This window comes from Marinobacter sp. bablab_jr003 (assembly GCF_016464245.1).
GTDB lineage: Bacteria > Pseudomonadota > Gammaproteobacteria > Pseudomonadales > Oleiphilaceae > Marinobacter > Marinobacter vinifirmus.
The window spans coordinates 67,234-86,450 of record NZ_JADARC010000053.1; the positions used below are offsets into that span (position 1 = coordinate 67,234).

17 protein-coding genes are annotated in these 19,217 nt (G+C 62.3%); 8 read left to right on the forward strand and 9 right to left on the reverse strand.

Features of this window, described 5'->3' with window-relative positions; all coding sequences use genetic code 11:
- Positions 1–38: 38 nt before the first annotated feature.
- On the forward strand, positions 39–698 hold the full coding sequence (locus H3Z84_RS06010) for a GntR family transcriptional regulator (RefSeq protein ID WP_058339947.1): 660 nt from the start codon (positions 39–41) through the stop codon (positions 696–698).
- Here the strand turns inward: H3Z84_RS06010 and H3Z84_RS06015 are convergent.
- Positions 692–2,932, reverse strand: a complete 2,241-nt coding sequence (locus H3Z84_RS06015) for a patatin-like phospholipase family protein (RefSeq protein ID WP_199456845.1) — start codon at positions 2,930–2,932, stop codon at positions 692–694. The two genes, H3Z84_RS06010 and H3Z84_RS06015, sit on opposite strands and share 7 nt — an antisense overlap.
- Entirely contained in the window at positions 2,913–3,524 is a 612-nt protein-coding gene (locus H3Z84_RS06020; protein WP_199456846.1) for a hypothetical protein, read from the reverse strand. Before H3Z84_RS06020 ends, H3Z84_RS06015 begins: the two co-directional genes overlap by 20 nt.
- Before the next feature lie 225 nt (positions 3,525–3,749).
- Here H3Z84_RS06020 and H3Z84_RS06025 point away from each other — a divergent pair, with 225 nt between their 5' ends.
- On the forward strand, positions 3,750–4,115 hold the full coding sequence (locus H3Z84_RS06025; RefSeq protein ID WP_199456847.1) for a hypothetical protein: 366 nt from the start codon (positions 3,750–3,752) through the stop codon (positions 4,113–4,115).
- A gap of 12 nt (positions 4,116–4,127) precedes the next feature.
- On the opposite strand, the gene H3Z84_RS06030 is transcribed toward H3Z84_RS06025, so the two are convergent.
- Positions 4,128–6,890, reverse strand: coding sequence for an ATP-binding protein (locus H3Z84_RS06030; protein WP_199456848.1), 2,763 nt, complete (start codon positions 6,888–6,890; stop codon positions 4,128–4,130).
- A 93-nt stretch (positions 6,891–6,983) separates the two neighbouring features.
- Between H3Z84_RS06030 and H3Z84_RS06035 the strand changes: the two genes are divergently transcribed.
- The gene (locus tag H3Z84_RS06035; protein WP_199456849.1) at positions 6,984–7,217 is read left to right on the forward strand and encodes a DUF2789 domain-containing protein; all 234 of its coding nucleotides are present in this window, start codon (positions 6,984–6,986) and stop codon (positions 7,215–7,217) included.
- Positions 7,218–7,226: 9 nt separating this feature from the next.
- Here the strand turns inward: H3Z84_RS06035 and xerC are convergent, their stop codons facing one another.
- The 5 genes from xerC to lptM are packed head-to-tail and all read right to left on the reverse strand — an operon-like array spanning position 7,227 to position 11,347.
- Complete coding sequence (xerC, locus tag H3Z84_RS06040; protein WP_199456850.1) at positions 7,227–8,192, reverse strand: tyrosine recombinase XerC; 966 nt, start codon at positions 8,190–8,192, stop codon at positions 7,227–7,229.
- 2 nt (positions 8,193–8,194) lie between these two features.
- The gene (locus H3Z84_RS06045) at positions 8,195–8,947 is read right to left on the reverse strand and encodes a DUF484 family protein (protein WP_199456851.1); all 753 of its coding nucleotides are present in this window, start codon (positions 8,945–8,947) and stop codon (positions 8,195–8,197) included.
- Positions 8,948–8,964: 17 nt separating this feature from the next.
- Positions 8,965–9,879 (reverse strand): diaminopimelate epimerase, encoded by a 915-nt coding sequence (gene dapF / locus H3Z84_RS06050; RefSeq protein WP_058340016.1) that lies wholly within the window; start codon positions 9,877–9,879, stop codon positions 8,965–8,967.
- A gap of 14 nt (positions 9,880–9,893) precedes the next feature.
- Complete coding sequence (lysA, locus tag H3Z84_RS06055; RefSeq protein WP_199456852.1) at positions 9,894–11,144, reverse strand: diaminopimelate decarboxylase; 1,251 nt, start codon at positions 11,142–11,144, stop codon at positions 9,894–9,896.
- Between the two features lie 38 nt (positions 11,145–11,182).
- A complete protein-coding gene (gene lptM, locus H3Z84_RS06060; protein ID WP_145840232.1) occupies positions 11,183–11,347 on the reverse strand; it encodes an LPS translocon maturation chaperone LptM in 165 nt (54 codons plus the stop codon).
- Between the two features lie 197 nt (positions 11,348–11,544).
- Here lptM and H3Z84_RS06065 point away from each other — a divergent pair, with 197 nt between their 5' ends.
- Positions 11,545–13,989, forward strand: a complete 2,445-nt coding sequence (locus tag H3Z84_RS06065; RefSeq protein WP_199456853.1) for an EAL domain-containing protein — start codon at positions 11,545–11,547, stop codon at positions 13,987–13,989.
- A gap of 51 nt (positions 13,990–14,040) precedes the next feature.
- On the opposite strand, the gene argH is transcribed toward H3Z84_RS06065, so the two are convergent.
- Positions 14,041–15,450, reverse strand: coding sequence for an argininosuccinate lyase (gene argH, locus H3Z84_RS06070; protein WP_199456854.1), 1,410 nt, complete (start codon positions 15,448–15,450; stop codon positions 14,041–14,043).
- 59 nt (positions 15,451–15,509) lie between these two features.
- On the opposite strand from argH, the gene H3Z84_RS06075 reads away from it, so the two are divergent.
- From H3Z84_RS06075 to H3Z84_RS06090, 4 genes are all read left to right on the forward strand, one after another.
- Positions 15,510–16,622, forward strand: coding sequence for a sensor histidine kinase (locus H3Z84_RS06075; protein WP_228285768.1), 1,113 nt, complete (start codon positions 15,510–15,512; stop codon positions 16,620–16,622).
- A 4-nt stretch (positions 16,623–16,626) separates the two neighbouring features.
- Positions 16,627–17,385, forward strand: coding sequence for a LytR/AlgR family response regulator transcription factor (locus H3Z84_RS06080; protein WP_199456855.1), 759 nt, complete (start codon positions 16,627–16,629; stop codon positions 17,383–17,385).
- An 84-nt stretch (positions 17,386–17,469) separates the two neighbouring features.
- A complete protein-coding gene (hemC, locus tag H3Z84_RS06085) occupies positions 17,470–18,411 on the forward strand; it encodes a hydroxymethylbilane synthase (RefSeq protein WP_199456856.1) in 942 nt (313 codons plus the stop codon).
- Positions 18,392–19,207, forward strand: a complete 816-nt coding sequence (locus H3Z84_RS06090) for a uroporphyrinogen-III synthase (RefSeq protein ID WP_199456857.1) — start codon at positions 18,392–18,394, stop codon at positions 19,205–19,207. Before hemC ends, H3Z84_RS06090 begins: the two co-directional genes overlap by 20 nt.
- Positions 19,208–19,217: the final 10 nt, after the last annotated feature.

A 19,217-nucleotide genomic window follows, 5' to 3' on the forward strand; every position in this document is an offset into this window, starting at 1 on the left:
GACCGCCCGAAAACCGGCAAGACAACAACCGATACTCCATGACCGCATTCAAACCCCGTGAGACCCTGACCGAGCAGGTCGCCCGCCACATCGAGAACCTGATTGCCTTTGGCCAGCTCCGTTCCGGCGAGCGCATCTACGAAAGCGCCATGGCCAAGGAAATGGACGTAAGCCACGGCTCCATCCGCGAAGGCCTGCTGCTGCTGGAAAAACGCCACCTGGTCAGGAACGTGCCCCGCAAAGGCGCCTTCGTAACCCCGCTGGACGAGCACTTCGTCAGAAGCCTGTACGAAACCCTGGAGCTGTACCTGACCCACACCGGCCGCAAACTGGTGCGGCAATGGCAACCCGAAGACATGGCCCGGCTGGAATCACTGCACAGCCAGATGCAGGCTTGCTACCAGAACAACGACCTGATGGCGTTCCTGGAGCTGGGCATCGAGTACACCAAGGCCTCGCTGGCCTACGCAGACAACTACTTTATTGTCTCTGCCATTGAAGACCTGTGGCCATCGGCCAAGCGCTGCGCGTTTGTAGCCTTCCGCCAGGGCGGGAAGCAGGTTCTGGAAGACAACCTGAAGCATATGGAAGAGTCGATCCAGGCCATTCGTGACCGGGACGAAGAGGCCCTGGCTTCGCTGCTGCACAGCTACGCACAACAGCAAAGCGACCAGGTACTGGCGGCGCTGGATCAGTAGAACAGCTGGGTGAACGAGAAGCCGATGTTCAGGTAGGCGGTCCAGTCGTCTTCATTGTTATAGGCACCAGCCAGCTGCACCGGGCCCAGGAAGGTATTGACCCCGGCAAACAGGCTCCAGGATCGTACCAGGCCAGACCAGCGGACATCGTCCATGGTGTCCCAGGCGTTACCGGTTTCAAAGCCCACGCCGGCGAACCAGGGCATCACCGGCCCGCCGAATTCCCGCCGGGCATAGGCCGACAGTAACGCTGCGTCGTTACCGGTGATTTCACCCGGTGCATAGGCCGACAGCTGCCGGAAGCCTCCCAGGCGGGCCGCATTCTCGATACCCGGCTCACCACTGACCACCTGCCGGGTGTACGCCAGGCCGGTGAGGTTGAACCGGCCCCAGGTGCCGGTGCCCAGGAGCATGCCGGTCACCGAATCGAACTCCCGGTCAGAACCCAGCCCGTCTCGCTCAAAACGGCCCCGGATACCAGCAAAGGCACCGGATTTCGGGTAAAAGGTATCGCTCAGGGAGTCGTGAACCAACTGCACACTGGCGTAGCCCTGATGAACATAGCTGGAAGGTGCCACCGACGCACCCAACTCATCGTCCACTGACGCCAGCCCGCGCACGTAGCCCAGGCGCACCTCACCGTTGCGGCCCAGCTCCATACCTACTGCCAGGTCTATCTGGCGGAAGCCTACATCAATCTCGGCAATCCGCTCGCCATCCTGGTACACGCTGTAATCATCCTGGCGGTATTCCACGCCCAGCACCGCGAACCGGTCATAGCCGTAATCCAGCGGCTGGTACCACTGGGTGCGCACCCAGGGCTGGGTCCCCAGCTGCAGGGCGGTCTGCCACTCGGCCCCCAGCTGGTTCAGTTCGGTCATACGCAGGCCCGCGGCCAGGTTAAAACGGGTGTCGCCGTCAAAGTTGTCTTCGTAGTTCAGGCCAAACGACAGGTAGTTCGGCCCCCAGCTTTTCTCCCGGGCCCGCACCATCAGCACCGATCCCTCTTCAGACGGGCGCATCGACCAGGACACTGTCTCGTAATAACCGAGGCCGTAGATGCGTTTCAGGTCATCTTCCAGCTGTTCGACATCCAGTGGCTCACCGGCTTGCTGGCGAATCCGCTCGCGCAGGAATTCACTGGCCAGGCGGTCACCCTGTGTGAACTCGATCCGGGCGATCGGCCCCGGCTGCCACATGCCGCCTCCGACCGAATCCCGCCAGGCCTGCCAGGCCGGGCCGGAAACCGCCAGCCGGTTCAGCGCCACCGCATGTTCGCGGGCAGCGGTCGCGCCCAGCTCGAACAGTACCGGGCCGTCAAAAAAGTCGGCAGAGGAGTGCCCTTCCAGGTCCGGCCGGATGAGTATGTCGCTGTCGGTCAGCCGGGCCAGCTGATCGTCGGTATTACGGCGGGTCATCATGGTGGTCAGCTGGCCAACCACCGAAAAGGCTTCCTGCATTTCCTCGTTGGTCAGCAGCGGGTCGGTGATATCCACCGCAATGATGATATCGGCGCCCATGTCCCGGGCCACGCTGACCGGCAGATTGTTGGCTACGCCGCCGTCTACCAGCAGCCGGCCGCTCCGTTCTACCGGCGCGTAGACTCCGGGGATGCTCATACTGGCCCGGATGGCTTCCGCCAGGTCGCCACTGCCGATCACCACTTCCACCCCGGTTTCCAGGTCGGTGGCCACCGCCCGGAACGGGATCGGAAGCTCATCGAAATCCTCAACCAAGGCGGCATTGCGGGTCAGTTCGTTCAGGATAAAACCCAGGTTCTGGCCGGTCACCAGGCCGCCACCCAGCCGGATACCGTCCATGCTCACCCCCAGGCCGGGGGCCAGCGGCAAACGCCAGTCATCCTGCTTGCGCCGGACCGGCTTGAAGGCCCGGCCGGGGTCGTCCCGGAAACTGGACAGCCAGTCCAGCTCGATAAACCGGCGTTCTATTTCCTCCACCGGCATACCGGAGGCATACAGGGCCGCCACCGCAGAGCCGGCGCTGGTGCCCACCACCAGGTCCACCGGCACCTTCATTTCTTCCAGCGCACGCAACACCCCCACATGGGCCATGCCCTTGGCGCCGCCGCCACTGAGCACAAGGCCTACCTTGGGGCGAACCTCGGGGCGCGACTGGCCCCAGGCTGGCGCTGCCAGCATGGCCAGCAACGTCAACGCAATGGCGAACAGCTTCGGGGGGCTCAAGATCGGGCGATCAGTGCTTTCTCTTGTCATCGTCGGCAAGGGAAAGGTGGGAGATATCCGGCACAACCGGCGGCGGAACCACCCGGTCTTCGCCAAGGTCGGTGCCGGGTGGCGCAAGGGTCCAGCCTTCCAGATGCTCAAACATGGGGGCTTCGGCTTCCTGGTGTTCCACCAGCGTGACTCCGGGCGGGTCCAGGCTCAGGCCGGAACCGGCCAGGATGTCATCCACTTTTTCACCCGCAACGGGCAGTCGGTCACCGGGCTCCGGTTCGGGCGCTTTACCGGTTCGGGCGGGAGCGTCCTGCGCAGCACCGGTAGGTGCCGGTGCCGGGCTGGCGGGGCGTTCCGGTGCCGACGGTGCCGGTTCCTGCCGGGGCTGCGGCCTGGATGGCACTGCACCGGCCATCGGTTGCACATAGGCCACCATGCCATGCTTTTTCAGAACCGCCTGGTATTTTTCGGCCTGTACCTGCTCAAGCTTGTTGCGGATAACCACCGGCTGACCGCTGAACATGCGGTCGAGCTGCTCGACACTGGCCTTGAACAGGGCCTTTGCGTTATTACGAACCGCAGCAGGGTCGGTGCCCGGCACGCACTCCCCTTTGAACACAAGCTGGAACATAGTTTTGCCTCGTTATTTTTCGCAGACCAATGCGCCAATGATAGCTGAAAACCATCGCCGGAACAGGCCAGCCCGGTGAGCCCCGGCAAATGCCTGCAGATTGCAAACAATTGAAAAATCCGGTGGGTACCGGAGGAAAATTGCCAAATCCTCTGCAACAATCTAACTTAATAATCTGTTACATTGTGTTACACAGATTTAAGGCGCGACCCAAGGAGAATAACCATGCGTGCCCTGTTGACATCCCTTGCTTCCGCCGCAGTCATCGCACTGGCGGCACCCGCAGCTCAGGCAGAAAACCTGGATGTTCTGATGAGCGGCGTATTCGCGGACAACGAAGCCACCTACATCGGCTTTGAAAGCATCGAGCGGGAAGACATCCCGGAACTTGCGGCGGTGGATCGCAAATACCTGGTGGTGGACTTCCGCTTTTCCGGACAGGAACCGGCCAACGAACAGCTTCAGGCCAGCGTGCACAAAGTCTGCATGGCCCTGCTTAAAGACCGCGACCTGATTCGTTCACTGTCGGATTCCGGTTACGACATGGTATCGGTTGCCTTCGACCGCCAGTCCCAGTTCGACTGTCTGTAAGCCAGAGCTGCCTCAGCTCTGGCCCAGCAGGCGCGGGAAGGCTTCCAGCGCGGTATTAACGGCATCCAGGTTGAAGGCTTCCACATCCGACAGCAACTTCTCACCGTACTGGGTCACCGACGGCGACCGATAGCGCTGCCCCCACTCAACCACTCTCAGGGCAAAGTCTTTCATCTGTTCCGGGTCGCCACTCTCGCGAACGTCTTGCCATTCGTTGCCGAAGTCTTCCGCCAGTTTTTCCCGCAACCAGCCCCGCTCCTGCATGCTCATGGTCTGGGCCAGCAAGCGCTCGGATTCTTTCGGTGTTCCATCGTCTTCCACCTGCTCGACGGTGGCCTCCACCCGGGGCAAGACCACCGAGAAGGTAGACCCCACGTCCGACTCACTCTCCACCGTCAGCTCGCCGCCCATCATTTCCACCAGTTTACGGCTGATTGCCAGGCCCAGCCCTGTGCCACCATAACGCCGGGAGCTCTGGCCTTCCTGCTGTTCAAAGGCGTCAAAAATGCGCTCCTGCTGGTCTGGCGCAATGCCAATGCCGGTATCGGCCACGGTCACCACCAGCCGGTAATACCGGGTTTCGGAGTCTTCCCCGCCCGGTTCGTCCAGCTCGCTGGCCACGGCCCGAACGGTGACCCCACCCTCGTGGGTGAACTTGATGGCGTTACCCACCAGGTTGAACAGCACCTGCCGCAGCCGGGTTTCGTCCAGCATCATGGCCGCCGGCATTTTCTTGCCAACGCTCACTTCCAGGGTAATGCCCTGCTCGGTGGCACGTAGATCGAAGATGTGGCGGACATCGCTCAGCAGCCGGCGCACCGACACAGGGCCAAAGTCCAGTCGCATCTTGCCGGCCTCAATCCGGGACAGGTCCAGGATGTCGTTAATCAGCATCAGCAGGCTGCGGCTGCCGGCACGGATGGCGTTGAGGTAGTTACGTTGCTGGGGGTCGGTAACCGAGTTATACAGCAGGTCACTGTAGCCGATCACCGCGTTCATCGGTGTCCGGATTTCATGGGACATATTGGCCAGGAATTCGCTTTTGGAGCGGCTTGCGGCCTCTGCCTGCCGCGCCAGCCGCTCCGCCTCCAGCTTGGCTGCCCGCAGCTCGTCTTCACTGCGCCTCAGGGCATTCTCCGACCGGATCCGCTCGTCGACTTCCAGCGACAGTTTTCGGTTCCAGTACAGGAAGATCAGCACCACCACGATGGCGATCAGGATAATCCGGCGCACCACGGTGTAGTCGGCTTCCTGCTCGATATCCAGGTGAATCCAGCGGTTGTACACCGCCTCGGTTTCCGATGCCGGCAAACCACTCAGGGCCTTGTTCAGTATCCGGTGCAGCTGCTGGGCCGACTGTCCCACGGCTAACCGCAGGTCATACTGGTACGGGGTGATGCTGGTAATACGCAGATTGGTCAGCCCCAGCCGGGCGACGGTGTAACTGACCGCCGGGATGTGGGTCACCATCACGTCCAGGTCACCGTTAGACAGCGCCAGCAAGCCTTCTTCTACGGTTTGCTGAGGATAAATGTCGAGGTTCGGATGATTGATCAGCAGGTAATCATGGCTGGCCTGGCGATTGACCACCCCTACCCGCTCGTCACGCAACTCCCGCAAATCCCCGATAAACCGCCCGGTGTCCCGAATCGCCAGGGCAATGGGCACGTTGACGTAGGCCCGGGTAAACAGGAAATCCTGCTCGGTACGGGGTGTTCGGGACATGCCCGGCAGGACATCCACTTCACCGGATTTCAGCTGTTCTTCCGAGGCACTGCGGCTATCCACCGGGACATATTCAAAGCGGATGTCCAGATCCTGTTCCAGGCGCTTGAGCAGGTCAACCACCAGCCCGGCGGGCCGGCCGTCCTGCTGGAATTCGAAGGGCGGCCAGTCTGACCGGACGCCCACCTTCAGCCCGGGATTGGCTTTCAGCCAGGCCCGCTCTGAACTACCAAGGGACTGGTTACCGGCGTCCATCTCCGGCGCGCTGGCCTGCAGCCAGGACTGCCGGATGCTGCGATGTTCCTGGTGGCCGAGGGCGGTGATGGCGCGATCGAACACCCGGAACAGATTGGCTTCTTCGATAGGCACCTGCAGCACGACATCCACCTCCCGGTGGTCGAGCAGCAAGGACAGGCCAACGCCGTTGATCATTGCCGATTCCAGGTAGTCGGACACCACCGGCACCGGCCCCAGAAACGCATCCGCCTTGCCCGACAGCAGCAGGCTGACAGCTTCGCCAAGATTGGCCGCCGGCACCGGGGTAAAGTTGTTTACCGGGTCCAGCAGCGGGTACTGGTTGGGGTCGTCACCGACAATGGCCACCCGGCTGCCTTCAAGGTCTGACGGGCCGCGGATTGCCGCCGCTCCGGCGTTCACAAAGACCCCATAGGTGAGCGACATCAGCGGCGCCGTATGGCGCACGCCCGGAATCACCGGGGCATCGGGAATGCGGGTCGTCAGGATGATATCCGGCTCGGGCTGGTTACCGGAGCCATCCAGGAGTTCCGGCTCTACCAGCACCCCCAGCTTGTTTTCAATCCGCTGCAGGTAATCGATCCAGATACCCGCCAGGGGGCCATCGCCGGTATCGAACACCAGGGGTACCTGGCTGTGGCGGATGCCCACCCGGAAGCTGTCCTGCTGCTCCAGCCACTCCAGGTCTTCCACGCCCAGCACCGGGTCCGGCGCAGCCAGTGGCGGATCTGCCAGCGCGGCCCCTTGAAATACCAGAAACAGCAGGCAGAACAATAACTGTGAAACAGACTTCACTGGATATCCTCGGCGGGTCCACTACATTTCAGGAAACCATACCCGTAAACGGGGTACATTGCATTTTGCCAACCCATCACAGAGGGCACTTCCATGGACACCAGCAAACATAGCCTGAGCACCCTGTTCGAACAACTTGGCATGCCGGCAGACAAAGCCAGCATCGAAGACTTCGTTGGCCGTCACTCGCCACTGCCCTCGGAAATCGCACTGCAGGATGCCCCGTTCTGGTCCGAGGCCCAGTCCCACTTCCTGGAGGAAGGCCTGGAAGAAGACAGTGACTGGGCAGAAATCATTGACGAGCTCGATGCCATGTTGAGGCACTGACGCCCGGCTTCAACTCTCGCCGGAACCCGACCCCCCGCGCCGGCGCCTGGCCCGGGGATGGCTCTGGTCATAGACCCTGGCCAGGTGCTGAAAATCCAGGTGGGTATACACCTGGGTGGTTGCGATATCGGCATGGCCGAGCAATTCCTGCACGGCCCGCAAGTCACCACTGGATTCCAGCATGTGGCTGGCAAAGGAATGCCGGAGCAGGTGCGGGTGCAGGCGCTGGTCGGCCCCCTGCAACACACCCCAGCGGGCCAGCCGGGCCTGGATGCTGCGCCGGCTCAGGCGGTCACCCCGCTGGCTGACAAACACTGCGGGCTCGCCTTCCGGCGCCAGGGACGACCGCATTGCCAGCCAGTTGTTCAGGGCCGTTACCGCCTTGCCGCCTACCGGCAGAATCCGCTCCTTGTTCCCCTTACCCAGCACCCTCACCTCCCGGCCTTTGAGGTCCAGGGAGAGCAGGTCAAGCCCGGCCAATTCTGCCAGCCGCAGGCCAGAGGAATACATCAGTTCGAACATGGCCAGGTCCCGGACTTCCAGCGGATCGTCCGGGTTTACTTCCAGCAACTGGTTGATCTGGTCGACATCGGCCACTTTCGGCAACCGGCGACCGGTTTTCGGAGCCCGGATATCCAGCGCTGGGTTATCCCGGGCCAGGCCTTCCCTGAGCAGATACTGGTAGAAGCGACGAATAGAAGACAGATGGCGGGCAATGCTGCGGCCGCCAAGGCCGCCTTTACTGAGGTGGGCGACATACCGGCGGACGTCGTGGCTGGACAGGCCCGCCCAGCAATCGCAACCGCCCCCTGTCAGCCAGAGCGCCAGGCGCTGCAGGTCACGCTGGTAATTATCGCAGGTGCGCGCGGAGTGCCGCTTTTCTGATTGCAGGTGGCGGATAAAGCCCGACAGCGGCGCGGCCAGCGCCTCGGGCGGCGTGCCGGGGGTGTCGAGGGCGCCGGGGTCAGCCTCCAAGGTCACCCCTGACCGCTTTCCACCGCCAGGTCAGACACCGATGCGCCGGAGCCATGGCGTTTGAGCATGGGCGGCAGCAGGCGGCTCAGGGTATCGCTGATATAACTCAGGAACAGCGATCCCATGCTCTGGTCAAAATAACCCGGCTCACAGCTACCCACCGCAAACACCCCGACCAGGCCTTCATGGCGCAGTGGCATCAGGGCGACCGAGGCGATCGGTTCGTCCCGGTCAGGGAACAGGAATTCCCGCTCATTCTCCCGAAACTGTCCGCACACCGCCCGCTCACCATCCAGCAGGCTACCCAGTCGTTCCTGGGCCAGGTCGGCATTGACAACATGCAGGGCACCCTGGCCGGAGCCGGGCAGTTCATCATTGCTGAACAGCAAGACAGACGCGGCATCCAGCCCGAAATCACTGCGGATACTGTCATCGATAGCCGCCGCCATGTCGTTCAGGTTTCGGGCTTCGATCACCTGCAGCAGCAGGCGTTTGCTCGTCTCGAACAGGCGGTCGTTGTGGCGGGCAATCGAGACCAGCTCGACCAGCTCCCGGCGCAGGGTATCGCGCTGCTCACGGAACAGATGAACCTGGCGTTCCACCAGGGAAATCGCACGTCCACTGTCGTGAGGCAGGGTCAGGGTGCGCAGCAGTTCATCCTGGTCGACAAAGAAATCAGGGTTGTCGCGCAGATAATCCGCTACCTGCTCACGGGTGAGTTCTGCGACCTTCTGGCGGGCCGTTTGTTCTGTCATCGTGTTCTCCTGAGCTGTCAGGACCTTGTTTTAGGGCTGCGAGGGCCTTTGCGCCGGCGCGGCGGAGCCTCGCCCGGCAGTCGTAACTGGCCTTCAAATACTGTTGTCGCAGGGCCTTCCATCATAACAGGGGTACCCTCACCCTGCCATTCGATCACCAGGCGCCCGCCACGCAGCTCCACATCTACCCGGGCATCCAGCAAGCCACGCAACTGGCCGGCAACCACGGCGGCACAGGCACCGCTGCCGCAGGCCAGGGTTTCACCGGAGCCCCGCTCGAACACCCTAAGCCGGGCGTGGCTACGATCCACAATTTGCAGGAAACCGATATTGGCCCGGGCCGGGAACCGCGGATGTTTCTCCAGCGCAGGCCCCAGGCTGGCGACCGGCGCGGTATCCACGTCGTCCACCACCAGCACACCATGGGGGTTGCCCATAGACACCGCCGACAATTCAATCTGCTGGCCGTCCACTTCCACCGTGTACACGGTTTTCTGGCGGTCGGCGGCAAAGGGAATGGCGGGCGGGTTCAGTTCCGGCACACCCATGTTCACCATCACCATGCCGTCTTTGCCAATTTTCAGTTCAATCACGCCCTTGGCGGTCTGCACCCGGACCACCCGCTTGTTGGTCAGGCGCTGATCCCGCACAAAGCGGGCAAAACAGCGGGCGCCGTTGCCGCACTGCTCCACTTCCGAACCGTCGGCATTGAAGATCCGGTAGCGGAAGTCGACATCCGGTAATCCGGGCGGCTCCACCACCAGCAGCTGATCAAAGCCAATGCCAAAGTTACGGTCGGCCAGCTCCCGGATCATTTCCGGGCGCAGGCGAAACGGCTGGCTGATGGCATCCACCACCATGAAATCGTTGCCCAGGCCGTGCATCTTGGTGAACCTCAGCAGCGGCCCCTGATTCCGTCTTTGCTGGTTCATCTCCGGTTCCCCGCTCATTCCGGCAGACAACTTTCAGGAGCCAGCTGGTCTTCCAGGGTTTCCCGGCGCCGGACTACATGCACCTTGTCACCATCCACCATCAGTTCCGGCGGGCGGTTTCGGGTGTTGTAGTTGGAGGCCATCACAAAGCCGTAAGCACCGGCAGAGCGCACGGCCAGAAGGTCACCGGCCTGCAGGCGCAGCTTGCGGTCCTTGCCCAGGAAGTCGCCGGTTTCACACACCGGGCCCACCAGGTCCCAGGCTTTTTCTTCGCCATCCCGGTGCGGCTGGACCGGAATGATCGCCTGCCAGGCGCTGTACAGGGCCGGGCGAATCAGGTCGTTCATGGCCGCATCGATAATGGCAAAATTGCGGTGCTCGGTGCACTTCAGGAATTCCACCCGGGTCACCAGGATGCCGGCATTGGCGGCAATGGAACGGCCCGGCTCCAGGATCAGCTCCAGCTGACGGTCGCCCATACGCTCGGCCAGGGCTTTCACATAGTCCGCCGGCTGGGGCGGCTGTTCCTGGTCATAGGTAACGCCCAGGCCACCCCCCATATCCAGGTGGCGAATGCGGATGCCCTGCTCCGCCAGCGAATCAATCAACGCCAGCACCCGGTCCAGCGCATCCAGGAACGGCGACACAGAGGTCAGCTGGGAGCCGATGTGGCAGTCCACACCGTGAATGTCCAGGTTCGGCAGGCTGGCCGCCCGGGCATAGACCTGCGGAGCTTCGGCAATATCAATGCCGAACTTGTTCTCTTTCAGGCCAGTGGAAATATAGGGATGGGTGCCGGCATCAACATCCGGATTCACCCGCAGGGAAACCGGCGCCTTCACTCCCAGCTCGCCGGCCACCTTGTTCAGGCGGTCCAGCTCGGTGTCGGATTCCACGTTGAAACAACGAACGCCGGCTTCCAGCGCCCGCTTCATTTCCCATTCCTGCTTGCCGACACCGGAAAACACCACTTTTCCGGGCTCGCCACCGGCCTTGAGCACCCGCTCCAGCTCACCGGCCGAGACAATGTCGAAACCGGCACCAAGCCGGGCCAGCACATTGAGTACAGCCAGGTTGCTGTTGGCTTTCACGGCGTAGCACACCAGGTGCGGCCGGCCAGCCAGGGCGTTGTCGTAGGCCCTGTAATGGCGCTCTAGGGTAGCCCTGGAATAGACATAGGCGGGCGTACCGAAGCGCTCGGCAATCTGTGCTACGGGGACGTCTTCGGCGTAGAGTTCGCCGTCACGGTAATTGAAATGATCCATGGTGTTCCTGACTGTTCGGGCAGAATCGGGTTGAGTGGTCAGCTTTCCGGCTTGTCGTCGCTTTGCTGTGTTTCAGCACTGTTTTCAACCGCCGGCACCGGAGCTTCCCGGTACAGGGGGCCTTTCTGGCCACAACCGGAAACCATCAGCGAAACCAGCACCAGGGCCGCCAGCCCCGGCCAGCGCACCTGCTTGACCTGCATACCCAATCCCCTGAGTGAATAATGGGCGAAGTATACCCGACACCCGGCCATTACGGCGAGGGAACCGGCTCCACCCAGGGCAATCCGATAACCGGGACGCCATCCACTTCTTTTCGGGTAAAGAGCCAGTATCATGGGAGCCATTCTGTCATTTACAGCCATAACGACAATCCGGAGACCCGCAAGGGACAACCGCTGTGAAAGAATTCCTGATCCAACGCTATCGCCAGGACCCGCTGGGCCCCGCCATTCCGCCCACGCTGGTACAGATCGATGACACCGGCCGGGTCATCCGGGCCGATCGCCATACCGATACCATGTTCGGCTACGAACCGGCGGAACTGATCGGCAAGCCGGTGCAACAGATTCTCGCTTCGCGCCAGGACGACCCCTTTGCACCGGCCAACCGGCACCGGCTCAATGACGGCCAGAAAGTCCTGGTGACCTTCCGCCACAAGGAGGGATTCTTCTTCACGGCCCGGCTGGGCCTGCACACCGAAATGCGGGATTCCGACCAGGCCGCCAGCGCCGCGATTACGCTGCGGGACAGCATCGCCATGGACAGCAGCCTGTTGACACTGGCGGAGCAGAGCGCCGGCTTCGGCCTGTGGGAACTGGATATCGCCAGCAACGAGATCGGCTGGACCGAAGGCGTTTACCGGTTACTGGAACTGCAGCCCGGCACCGAGCTGACGCCCGAGCAGGCCCTGTTCTACTGCCAGGCCGGCCAGAACCGGGTTCGGGCCCTGTTCCGCCGCAGCATCCGCACCGGCAAGCCGTTCCGGATTGACCTGTCCATCCTCACCGGCAAACAGAGCCAGCAAACCGTCACCCTCGCCGGCGGCCCTCTTGGCGACAGTCGGGAACCGCAGCGGCTGGGGGGCGTCATCGTCAATCACAGCGAAGCCATGCGCCACGATGACGAAAAACAACGGGTGCAGAGCATTCTGGAAGCCACCGGCGACGCCACCGAAGACCTGGTACTGGCTGTGAATACCCGGTTGGACCTGCTGCACTTCAATAAGCCCTGGGCCCGCCAGTTTTATAAAGCCTTCGGACTGGCCCCTTCTGTCGGCGACAACCTCAGCAAATTGCTGGGCGACTTCCCGAATGAGCGTCGGCTGATCGAACGCCTGTGGCAACGGGCACTGGAGCGGGACAGCTTTGTTGCGGAGATGCCGCTGAACCGTCAGGGCGAAGGCTTTCCGGTGTACGAATTCCATTTCCAGAGCCTGCGCGGTCCCCATAACGAAGTGGTTGGCGCAACCCATGTGGCGAGGGATATCAGTGACCGCCTGAAACGCAACCTGGACGATGACCGGCGCACCCAGTTTGACCCGGTCACCGGCCTGCTTAACCGTCGCGCGTTTCTCGAACACCTGGAACGGGCCCTTACCCACCAGCACCGGCGCCAGTTCACCGACAGCCTTCTGTTGCTGGACCTGGACAACTTCGAGCAACGCCAGGAAAACACCGGCAGCGGCGCCTGCGACCGTTATCTGAGGGAGCTGGCGGCCACGCTGGGGTTGCGGGTCCGGCAACGGGATACCCTCGCCCGGCTGGCCGGCGATACCTTTGCGCTGTACATCGAGAACTGCCCGGAACCCAGGGTGCGCAAACTGGCGGATGAAATCCGCGAGCAGATAGCCCGCTTCCAGTTCGACTGGCAGGGCCAGCAACTGCAAACCACCGCCAGCGGCGGGCTGTTGATTCTGGGCGGCGAGCAGCCGGAACAACCGGAACAGCTGCTGAGCCAGGCCGCAAACCTGTGCCACACCGCCAAGATCTCCGGCCGCAACCGGATTCACGCAGCCCACGCCAGGCATGGTGAACAACCGGCGGGAAGTTCCGACCAGCAACTGGAGCAGCTTCGCAACGCCCTCGACAACAACCACCTGCTGCTGGAATTCCAGTCCATGAAACCGGTGGCCAGCGTAACCTGGGGCGACCACATTGAAATCCTGTGCCGGGTTCCGGGTGCCAACCCTGACGACACGCCACTGACACCGAACCAGTTCCTGCCCATCGCCGAACGCTTTGACCTGGTAAAACGCCTGGACCGGCAGGTCATCCGCCAGACCCTCGACTGGCTGGACCGGCATCCACTGCTGGAGCCGCGGCTGAAGTACTGCGGTTTCAACTTGTCGCTGGCCAGCATCCTGGATGACAGTTTTGCGGAATTCATGGAACAGGCAGTGGCGCCGCTGGCCTACAAGCCGGAGTGTTTCTGCCTGGAAATACGGGAGGCCCATGCCACCCAGTATCCGGATGAAGTGGCGGTGCTGTGCGATGCACTGCACCGGGCCGGCTTCCGGGTCGCCCTGGAAGGGGCCGGTGCTTCGGTGGAAAGTTACAGCCTGGCCGCCAACCTGCCTGTCGATATCATCAAGCTGGATCAGCGGGTGATGAAGCACCTTGAGAAGGATCCGGTACAACAAATTATGGTAGATGCCCTGCACCGCATTGCCGAGGCTGCCGGCAAGGAAACCGTAGCCACCTTCATCGAAAACGATGAAACCTTGCGCAAGGTACGAACACTGGGGATTCACTTCGGCCAGGGCTTCCGGCTGGCAGAACCGCAACCACTGGAACAACTGAAACCGGCGATGGTGGAGCTGAGTACCGGACGTATCGGGGGCTGAGTTCCGCCGGCACAGAGGTTACCCCAGTGCCGGCGGATGATCAGGGCAGGATTACTTCAGGACGGCGCGGGCCCGGGCTACGGCGGCACGCACCTGGTTCGGCGCGGTGCCTCCCAGGTGATCACGGGCCTGCACGGAACCTTCCAGGGTCAGCACGTCAAACACGTCCTCGCCAATCACGTCAGAGAACTGCTGCAGTTCTTCCAGGGTCATCTCGGACAAGTCACGACTTTCAGCCACGCCAAAGGCGACAGACTTGCCGACAATCTCGTGGGCATCCCGGAAGGGTACACCTTTCTTCACAAGATAATCCGCCAGGTCGGTGGCGGTGGAGAAACCGCGCTTGGCCGCCACCCGCATGTTGTCCGCCTTGGCCTTGATGGCCGGGATCATGTCGGCATAGGCCTTCAGGCAGCCCTTGATGGTATCGACGGTGTCGAACAGCGGCTCTTTGTCTTCCTGGTTGTCCTTGTTGTAGGCCAGCGGCTGGCTCTTCATCAGGGTCAGCAGACTGATCAGGTGGCCGTTCACCCGGCCGGTCTTACCACGCACCAGTTCCGGTACGTCCGGGTTTTTCTTCTGGGGCATGATGGAAGAACCGGTGCAGAAACGATCCGGCAGGTCGATGAAATCGAACTGGGCGGAGGTCCAAAGCACCAGTTCTTCACTGAACCGGGACAGGTGGGTCATCAGCAGGGCAGAGAAACTGCAGAATTCGATGGCGAAGTCCCGGTCAGAGACCGAATCCAGGCTGTTTTCAGTCGGCCGGTCAAAGCCCAGCAGCTCGGCGGTCAGGTTGCGGTCGATCGGGTAAGTGGTACCGGCCAGGGCAGCAGCTCCCAGAGGCATCACGTTCACCCGCTTGCGGCAATCCTGCAGACGATCGGCATCGCGTACCAACATTTCGTACCAGGCCAGCAAATGGTGGCCGAAGGTAACCGGCTGTGCAGTCTGCAGGTGGGTAAAGCCGGGCATGATGGTGTCGGCTTCGCGCTCCGCCAGGTCCAGCAGGCCGGCCTGCAGGCGAGCCAGCTCTTCGGCGATCACATCGATTTCATCGCGCAGGTACAGGCGAATGTCGGTAGCGACCTGGTCGTTACGGCTGCGACCGGTGTGCAGCTTCTTGCCGGTGATGCCGATGCGATCGGTCAGCCGGGCTTCGATGTTCATGTGCACGTCTTCCAGGCTGACGGACCACTCGAAGCGACCGGCTTCGATGTCTTCCTTAACGCCTTTCAGGCCTTCGATGATCTGATCCCGCTCGGCGTCGGTGAGCACACCCACCTTGGCCAGCATGGTGGCATGGGCGATAGAGCCGGTAATATCATGGTGGTACAGGCGCTGATCAAAACCGACTGACGCGGTAAAGCGCTCGACAAAGGCATCGGTAGGCTCGCTGAAACGGCCACCCCAGGGTTTTTCGGAGGATGTGGCCTGGTCAGATTTCTTCTGATCCGTCATGGTCTATCTTTCCTGCTGACAGCCCGGCATCATCGTGCCGGCAGTGAATCGGTAAAAAGTTGCCGCAGTATAGCATTCTGACCCCGGTTAAGGAGACACCCCTGAAACCCGACATTGGCATAGGCAGGCAAGCGCCCGGCAGCTTCTACGTTCCCGATCTGTGCCGGGTGCGGGCGGTGTTCCTGATGCTGGTCACCAGCGAACTGTTCGTGCTGGTGTTATCCATTGTCCAGGCGGAACAGGGCTGGATTGACTGGAACTACTTCGGGCTGCTGTCGCTGTTTGTGCAATGGACCACCCTCACCAGCGCAGCGCTGATCTGCCTGCTGCGGCCCCGGCTGGCGCTCATGGGCATAGCCGGCGCCACCCTGGCCGTCGTCACCATCGTCTTGCTGGATGTGCTGGCCTTCAGCCTGTTTGCCGACAAGGTTCTGAACCCGCAGCCCGGCGGCATCCTGTGGCAAAGCATCGCCAAGAAACTGCTACTGGCACTGCTGATCACCCTGATGGTGCTGCGCTACTTCTATCTGCAACACCAGTGGCAACAACAGCAGGAGGCCGAAATGCAGGCCCGGCTCACCTCCCTGCAGGCCCGTATCCAGCCCCACTTCCTGTTCAACAGCATGAACACCATCGCCAGCCTGATCGACAGCCACCCCGAACTGGCCGAGGAAGCCGTACTGGACTTGTCCGAACTGTTCCGGGCCAGCCTGAGAACCACCGAACAGCTGGTCCCCCTGAGCCGCGAACTGGAACTGTGCCAGCGTTACCTTGCCATTGAAGGGCTCAGACTGGGCGAACGGCTGGCACTGGACTGGGCCATCGGGCCCGGGCTGGAGCAACAGGCAATCCCGCCGCTGACCCTGCAACCCCTGGTGGAAAACGCCATTTACCACGGCATACAACCCAGGGCGGAGGGCGGCACCGTGCGGATTGAAGTTTCCGCCAAGGATCGGTTTGTCTATCTGCTGGTACAGAACCCGGCCCCGGAGGCTGGCGAAAGCCGGCACAGCGGCAACCACATCGCCCTGGACAACACCCTGGCCCGGCTCCGGGCCCTGTTCGGGGAGTCCGCCGTGCTCAAGCGCAGCCGCCAAAATGACATTTATACCGTTACACTGAGGCTGCCCAGGCAGACGGTAAGCCAGTACAAACGCCTTGTTTCACGGTGAGACGATGGATTCACAACCGCAGCAAACCATATTGATTGCCGACGACGAGCCCCTGGCCAGGCAACGGATCCGCAGGCTGCTGGAAGACCTCCCCGGTTACCGGGTGTGCGGCGAAGCCACCGACGGCCACGACACCCTGCACAAAATTGCCGCACTGGAACCGGATATCCTGCTGCTGGATATCCGCATGCCCGGCATGGACGGCATGCAGGCGGCCGGCCAGATCAACCAGCTGGACAATCCGCCCGCGGTGATTTTCTGCACCGCCTACGACCACTTTGCCATCCAGGCCTTTGATGTGCAGGCCTCCGGCTACCTGCTCAAACCCGTACGTAAGGAAGCCCTGGCCCAGACCCTCGCCCGGGCCGGACGCACCAACCGGGTGCAGCGCCGCAGCCTGGCCGGACAGACCGGCCAGGACTCCAGCCAGCTGGCGGTTCGCACCCACCGGGGTACCGAGCTGATCGACCTGGACACCATCCTGTACTGCGAAGCCGACCAGAAGTACGTCACCCTGCACCATACCCGGGGTGAAACCCTGTGCGATTACACCCTGAAGGAACTCGAGCAGGCCTATCCGCAGCAATTGCTGCGCATTCACCGCAATACGCTGGTGGGCGTGCGCTTTATCCGTGGGCTGCAACGCAGCAGCGACGGCCACCACAGCCTTGCGCTGAAAGGGCTGCCTGCGGAACTGCCGGTGAGCCGGCGCCATGCCGGCCACGTGCGCCAGTGGTTACAGGAACACCAGCCCTCCCCCTGACGGGGTATGCCGGGGCAACCACGGGACTTTTTTACTGCCACAAGGTAACCTTGGGGCACATTTTCCCGAACGACAGTGAGTGCCATGTCCAAACGAACCCTTCGCATTGCAACCCGCAGCAGCGCACTGGCGCTGTGGCAGGCAGAATTCATCAAATCCGAGCTGGAGCGGCTGCACGACAACGTCACCGTGGAGCTGGTCAAGATCAAGACCCAGGGCGACAAGATCCTTGACGTTCCCCTGGCCAAGATCGGTGGCAAGGGCCTGTTTGTGAAGGAACTGGAAGAAGCCATGCTGGACGGCCGCGCCGACCTTGCCGTGCACTCTATGAAAGACGTACCCATGGAGTTCCCGGAAGGCTTGGGGCTGGTCGCCATCTGTGAGCGCGAAGACCCCACCGACGCCTTCGTCAGCAACCACTACGACAACCTGGACCAGCTGCCCCAGGGCGCCGTGGTTGGCACCTCGAGCCTGCGCCGTGAAACCCAGCTAAGGGCCAACCGCCCGGACCTGGAAATCAAGATGCTGCGAGGCAACGTGAACACCCGGCTAGCCAAGCTGGATGCCGGAGAATACGACGCCATCGTGCTGGCCAGCTCCGGCCTGAAGCGGCTGGGTTTCCACGATCGCATCCGCTACTGCATGCCGGATACCGTCTCGCTGCCGGCCGTCGGCCAGGGCGCACTGGGCATCGAATGCCGCCTGAGCGATGACGAACTGCTGGGCCTGCTGGAGCCACTGAACCATACCGACACCGCAGACCGGGTAAAGGCCGAGCGCGCCCTGAACCGCCGGCTGGAAGGTGGCTGCCAGGTACCCATTGCGGCCTATGCCCTGCTGGAAGACGACAGCACCCTTTGGCTGCGAGGCCTCGTGGGTGCAGTAGACGGCACCCGGATTTTCCGGGTGGAAGGCCGTGCGCCCCGCGCTGAAGGTGAACGCCTGGGCCGGGAACTGGCAGAACAGCTGCTGGCCATGGGTGCCGACAAGGTTCTGGCTGAAGTCTATGGTCACACCCCGAGCTGAAGCCCACCAGGCTCAACCGGAACTTGCTGGCCGGCGGATACTGATCTGCCGGCCGGAGCCGGAAGCCGACCGGCTGGCCGAAGCTTTCCGAGCGGCCGGCGCGCGGGTTCGGGTATTGCCCACCGTGGTTCGCGAACCCTTGCCGGAAACCCCGGAACGCCGCAGCCTGCTGCAGGAACTCGATAACTTCCACCATATCATTGCCGTCAGCCCCTATGCCGCACGGCTGCTGCTGGATGAGGTAGATCAGTGGTGGCCGCAGCCACCGATTGACGTGCACTGGTATGGCGTAGGCGCCGGCACTGCGGCGGCGTTTGCCGAAGCAGGGCTGCCGGCCGAGAAGCCGGATGACGGCTGGACCAGCGAAGCCTTGCTGGCGCACCCGTCGCTGCAGCACCTGGAACACGAAAAGGTTTTGCTGGCCCGGGGCGAGCAGGGTCGGGAGCTGATTCGCCAGACCCTGGAGCAACGGGGAGCCCGGGTAACGGTTCTGCCACTGTACCGACGCCTCCAGCCGTACTATCCTGCAGATAAGTTAAGCGAGATTTTTACCGGGTTCCGGCCCGAAGCGGTGATCGCCCTGTCCGGCGAAACCCTGAACAATCTCAAAGACATGGCCCGGGAATACCCGCATGCCCTGGACACTGCCCTGGTGGTTGTCCCGGCCGACCGGGTGGCCGAGCAGGCCAGGGCGACCGGATTCAGCAACCCGGTGGTTCCGGATGGCCTGTCCGACCGGGAACTGGTGAATTGCGTGGCTGTGCGGCTCGGGCCGCAGGCCGGTAACAACGGATAACCAAGTAAGG

What these genes read in the sequence shown, in the direction of transcription:
- dapF (WP_058340016.1), bottom strand. Translation starts at nt 9,879, where the DNA reads ATGAACCAGCAAAGACGGAATCAGGGGCCGCTGCTGAGGTTCACCAAG.
- H3Z84_RS06010 (WP_058339947.1), top strand. Translation starts at nt 39, where the DNA reads ATGACCGCATTCAAACCCCGTGAGACCCTGACCGAGCAGGTCGCCCGC.
- lptM (WP_145840232.1), bottom strand. Translation starts at nt 11,347, where the DNA reads ATGCAGGTCAAGCAGGTGCGCTGGCCGGGGCTGGCGGCCCTGGTGCTG.
- H3Z84_RS06020 (WP_199456846.1), bottom strand. Translation starts at nt 3,524, where the DNA reads ATGTTCCAGCTTGTGTTCAAAGGGGAGTGCGTGCCGGGCACCGACCCT.
- H3Z84_RS06090 (WP_199456857.1), top strand. Translation starts at nt 18,392, where the DNA reads ATGGTCACACCCCGAGCTGAAGCCCACCAGGCTCAACCGGAACTTGCT.
- hemC (WP_199456856.1), top strand. Translation starts at nt 17,470, where the DNA reads ATGTCCAAACGAACCCTTCGCATTGCAACCCGCAGCAGCGCACTGGCG.
- H3Z84_RS06015 (WP_199456845.1), bottom strand. Translation starts at nt 2,932, where the DNA reads ATGACAAGAGAAAGCACTGATCGCCCGATCTTGAGCCCCCCGAAGCTG.
- argH (WP_199456854.1), bottom strand. Translation starts at nt 15,450, where the DNA reads ATGACGGATCAGAAGAAATCTGACCAGGCCACATCCTCCGAAAAACCC.
- H3Z84_RS06025 (WP_199456847.1), top strand. Translation starts at nt 3,750, where the DNA reads ATGCGTGCCCTGTTGACATCCCTTGCTTCCGCCGCAGTCATCGCACTG.
- H3Z84_RS06080 (WP_199456855.1), top strand. Translation starts at nt 16,627, where the DNA reads ATGGATTCACAACCGCAGCAAACCATATTGATTGCCGACGACGAGCCC.
- lysA (WP_199456852.1), bottom strand. Translation starts at nt 11,144, where the DNA reads ATGGATCATTTCAATTACCGTGACGGCGAACTCTACGCCGAAGACGTC.
- H3Z84_RS06035 (WP_199456849.1), top strand. Translation starts at nt 6,984, where the DNA reads ATGGACACCAGCAAACATAGCCTGAGCACCCTGTTCGAACAACTTGGC.
- H3Z84_RS06045 (WP_199456851.1), bottom strand. Translation starts at nt 8,947, where the DNA reads ATGACAGAACAAACGGCCCGCCAGAAGGTCGCAGAACTCACCCGTGAG.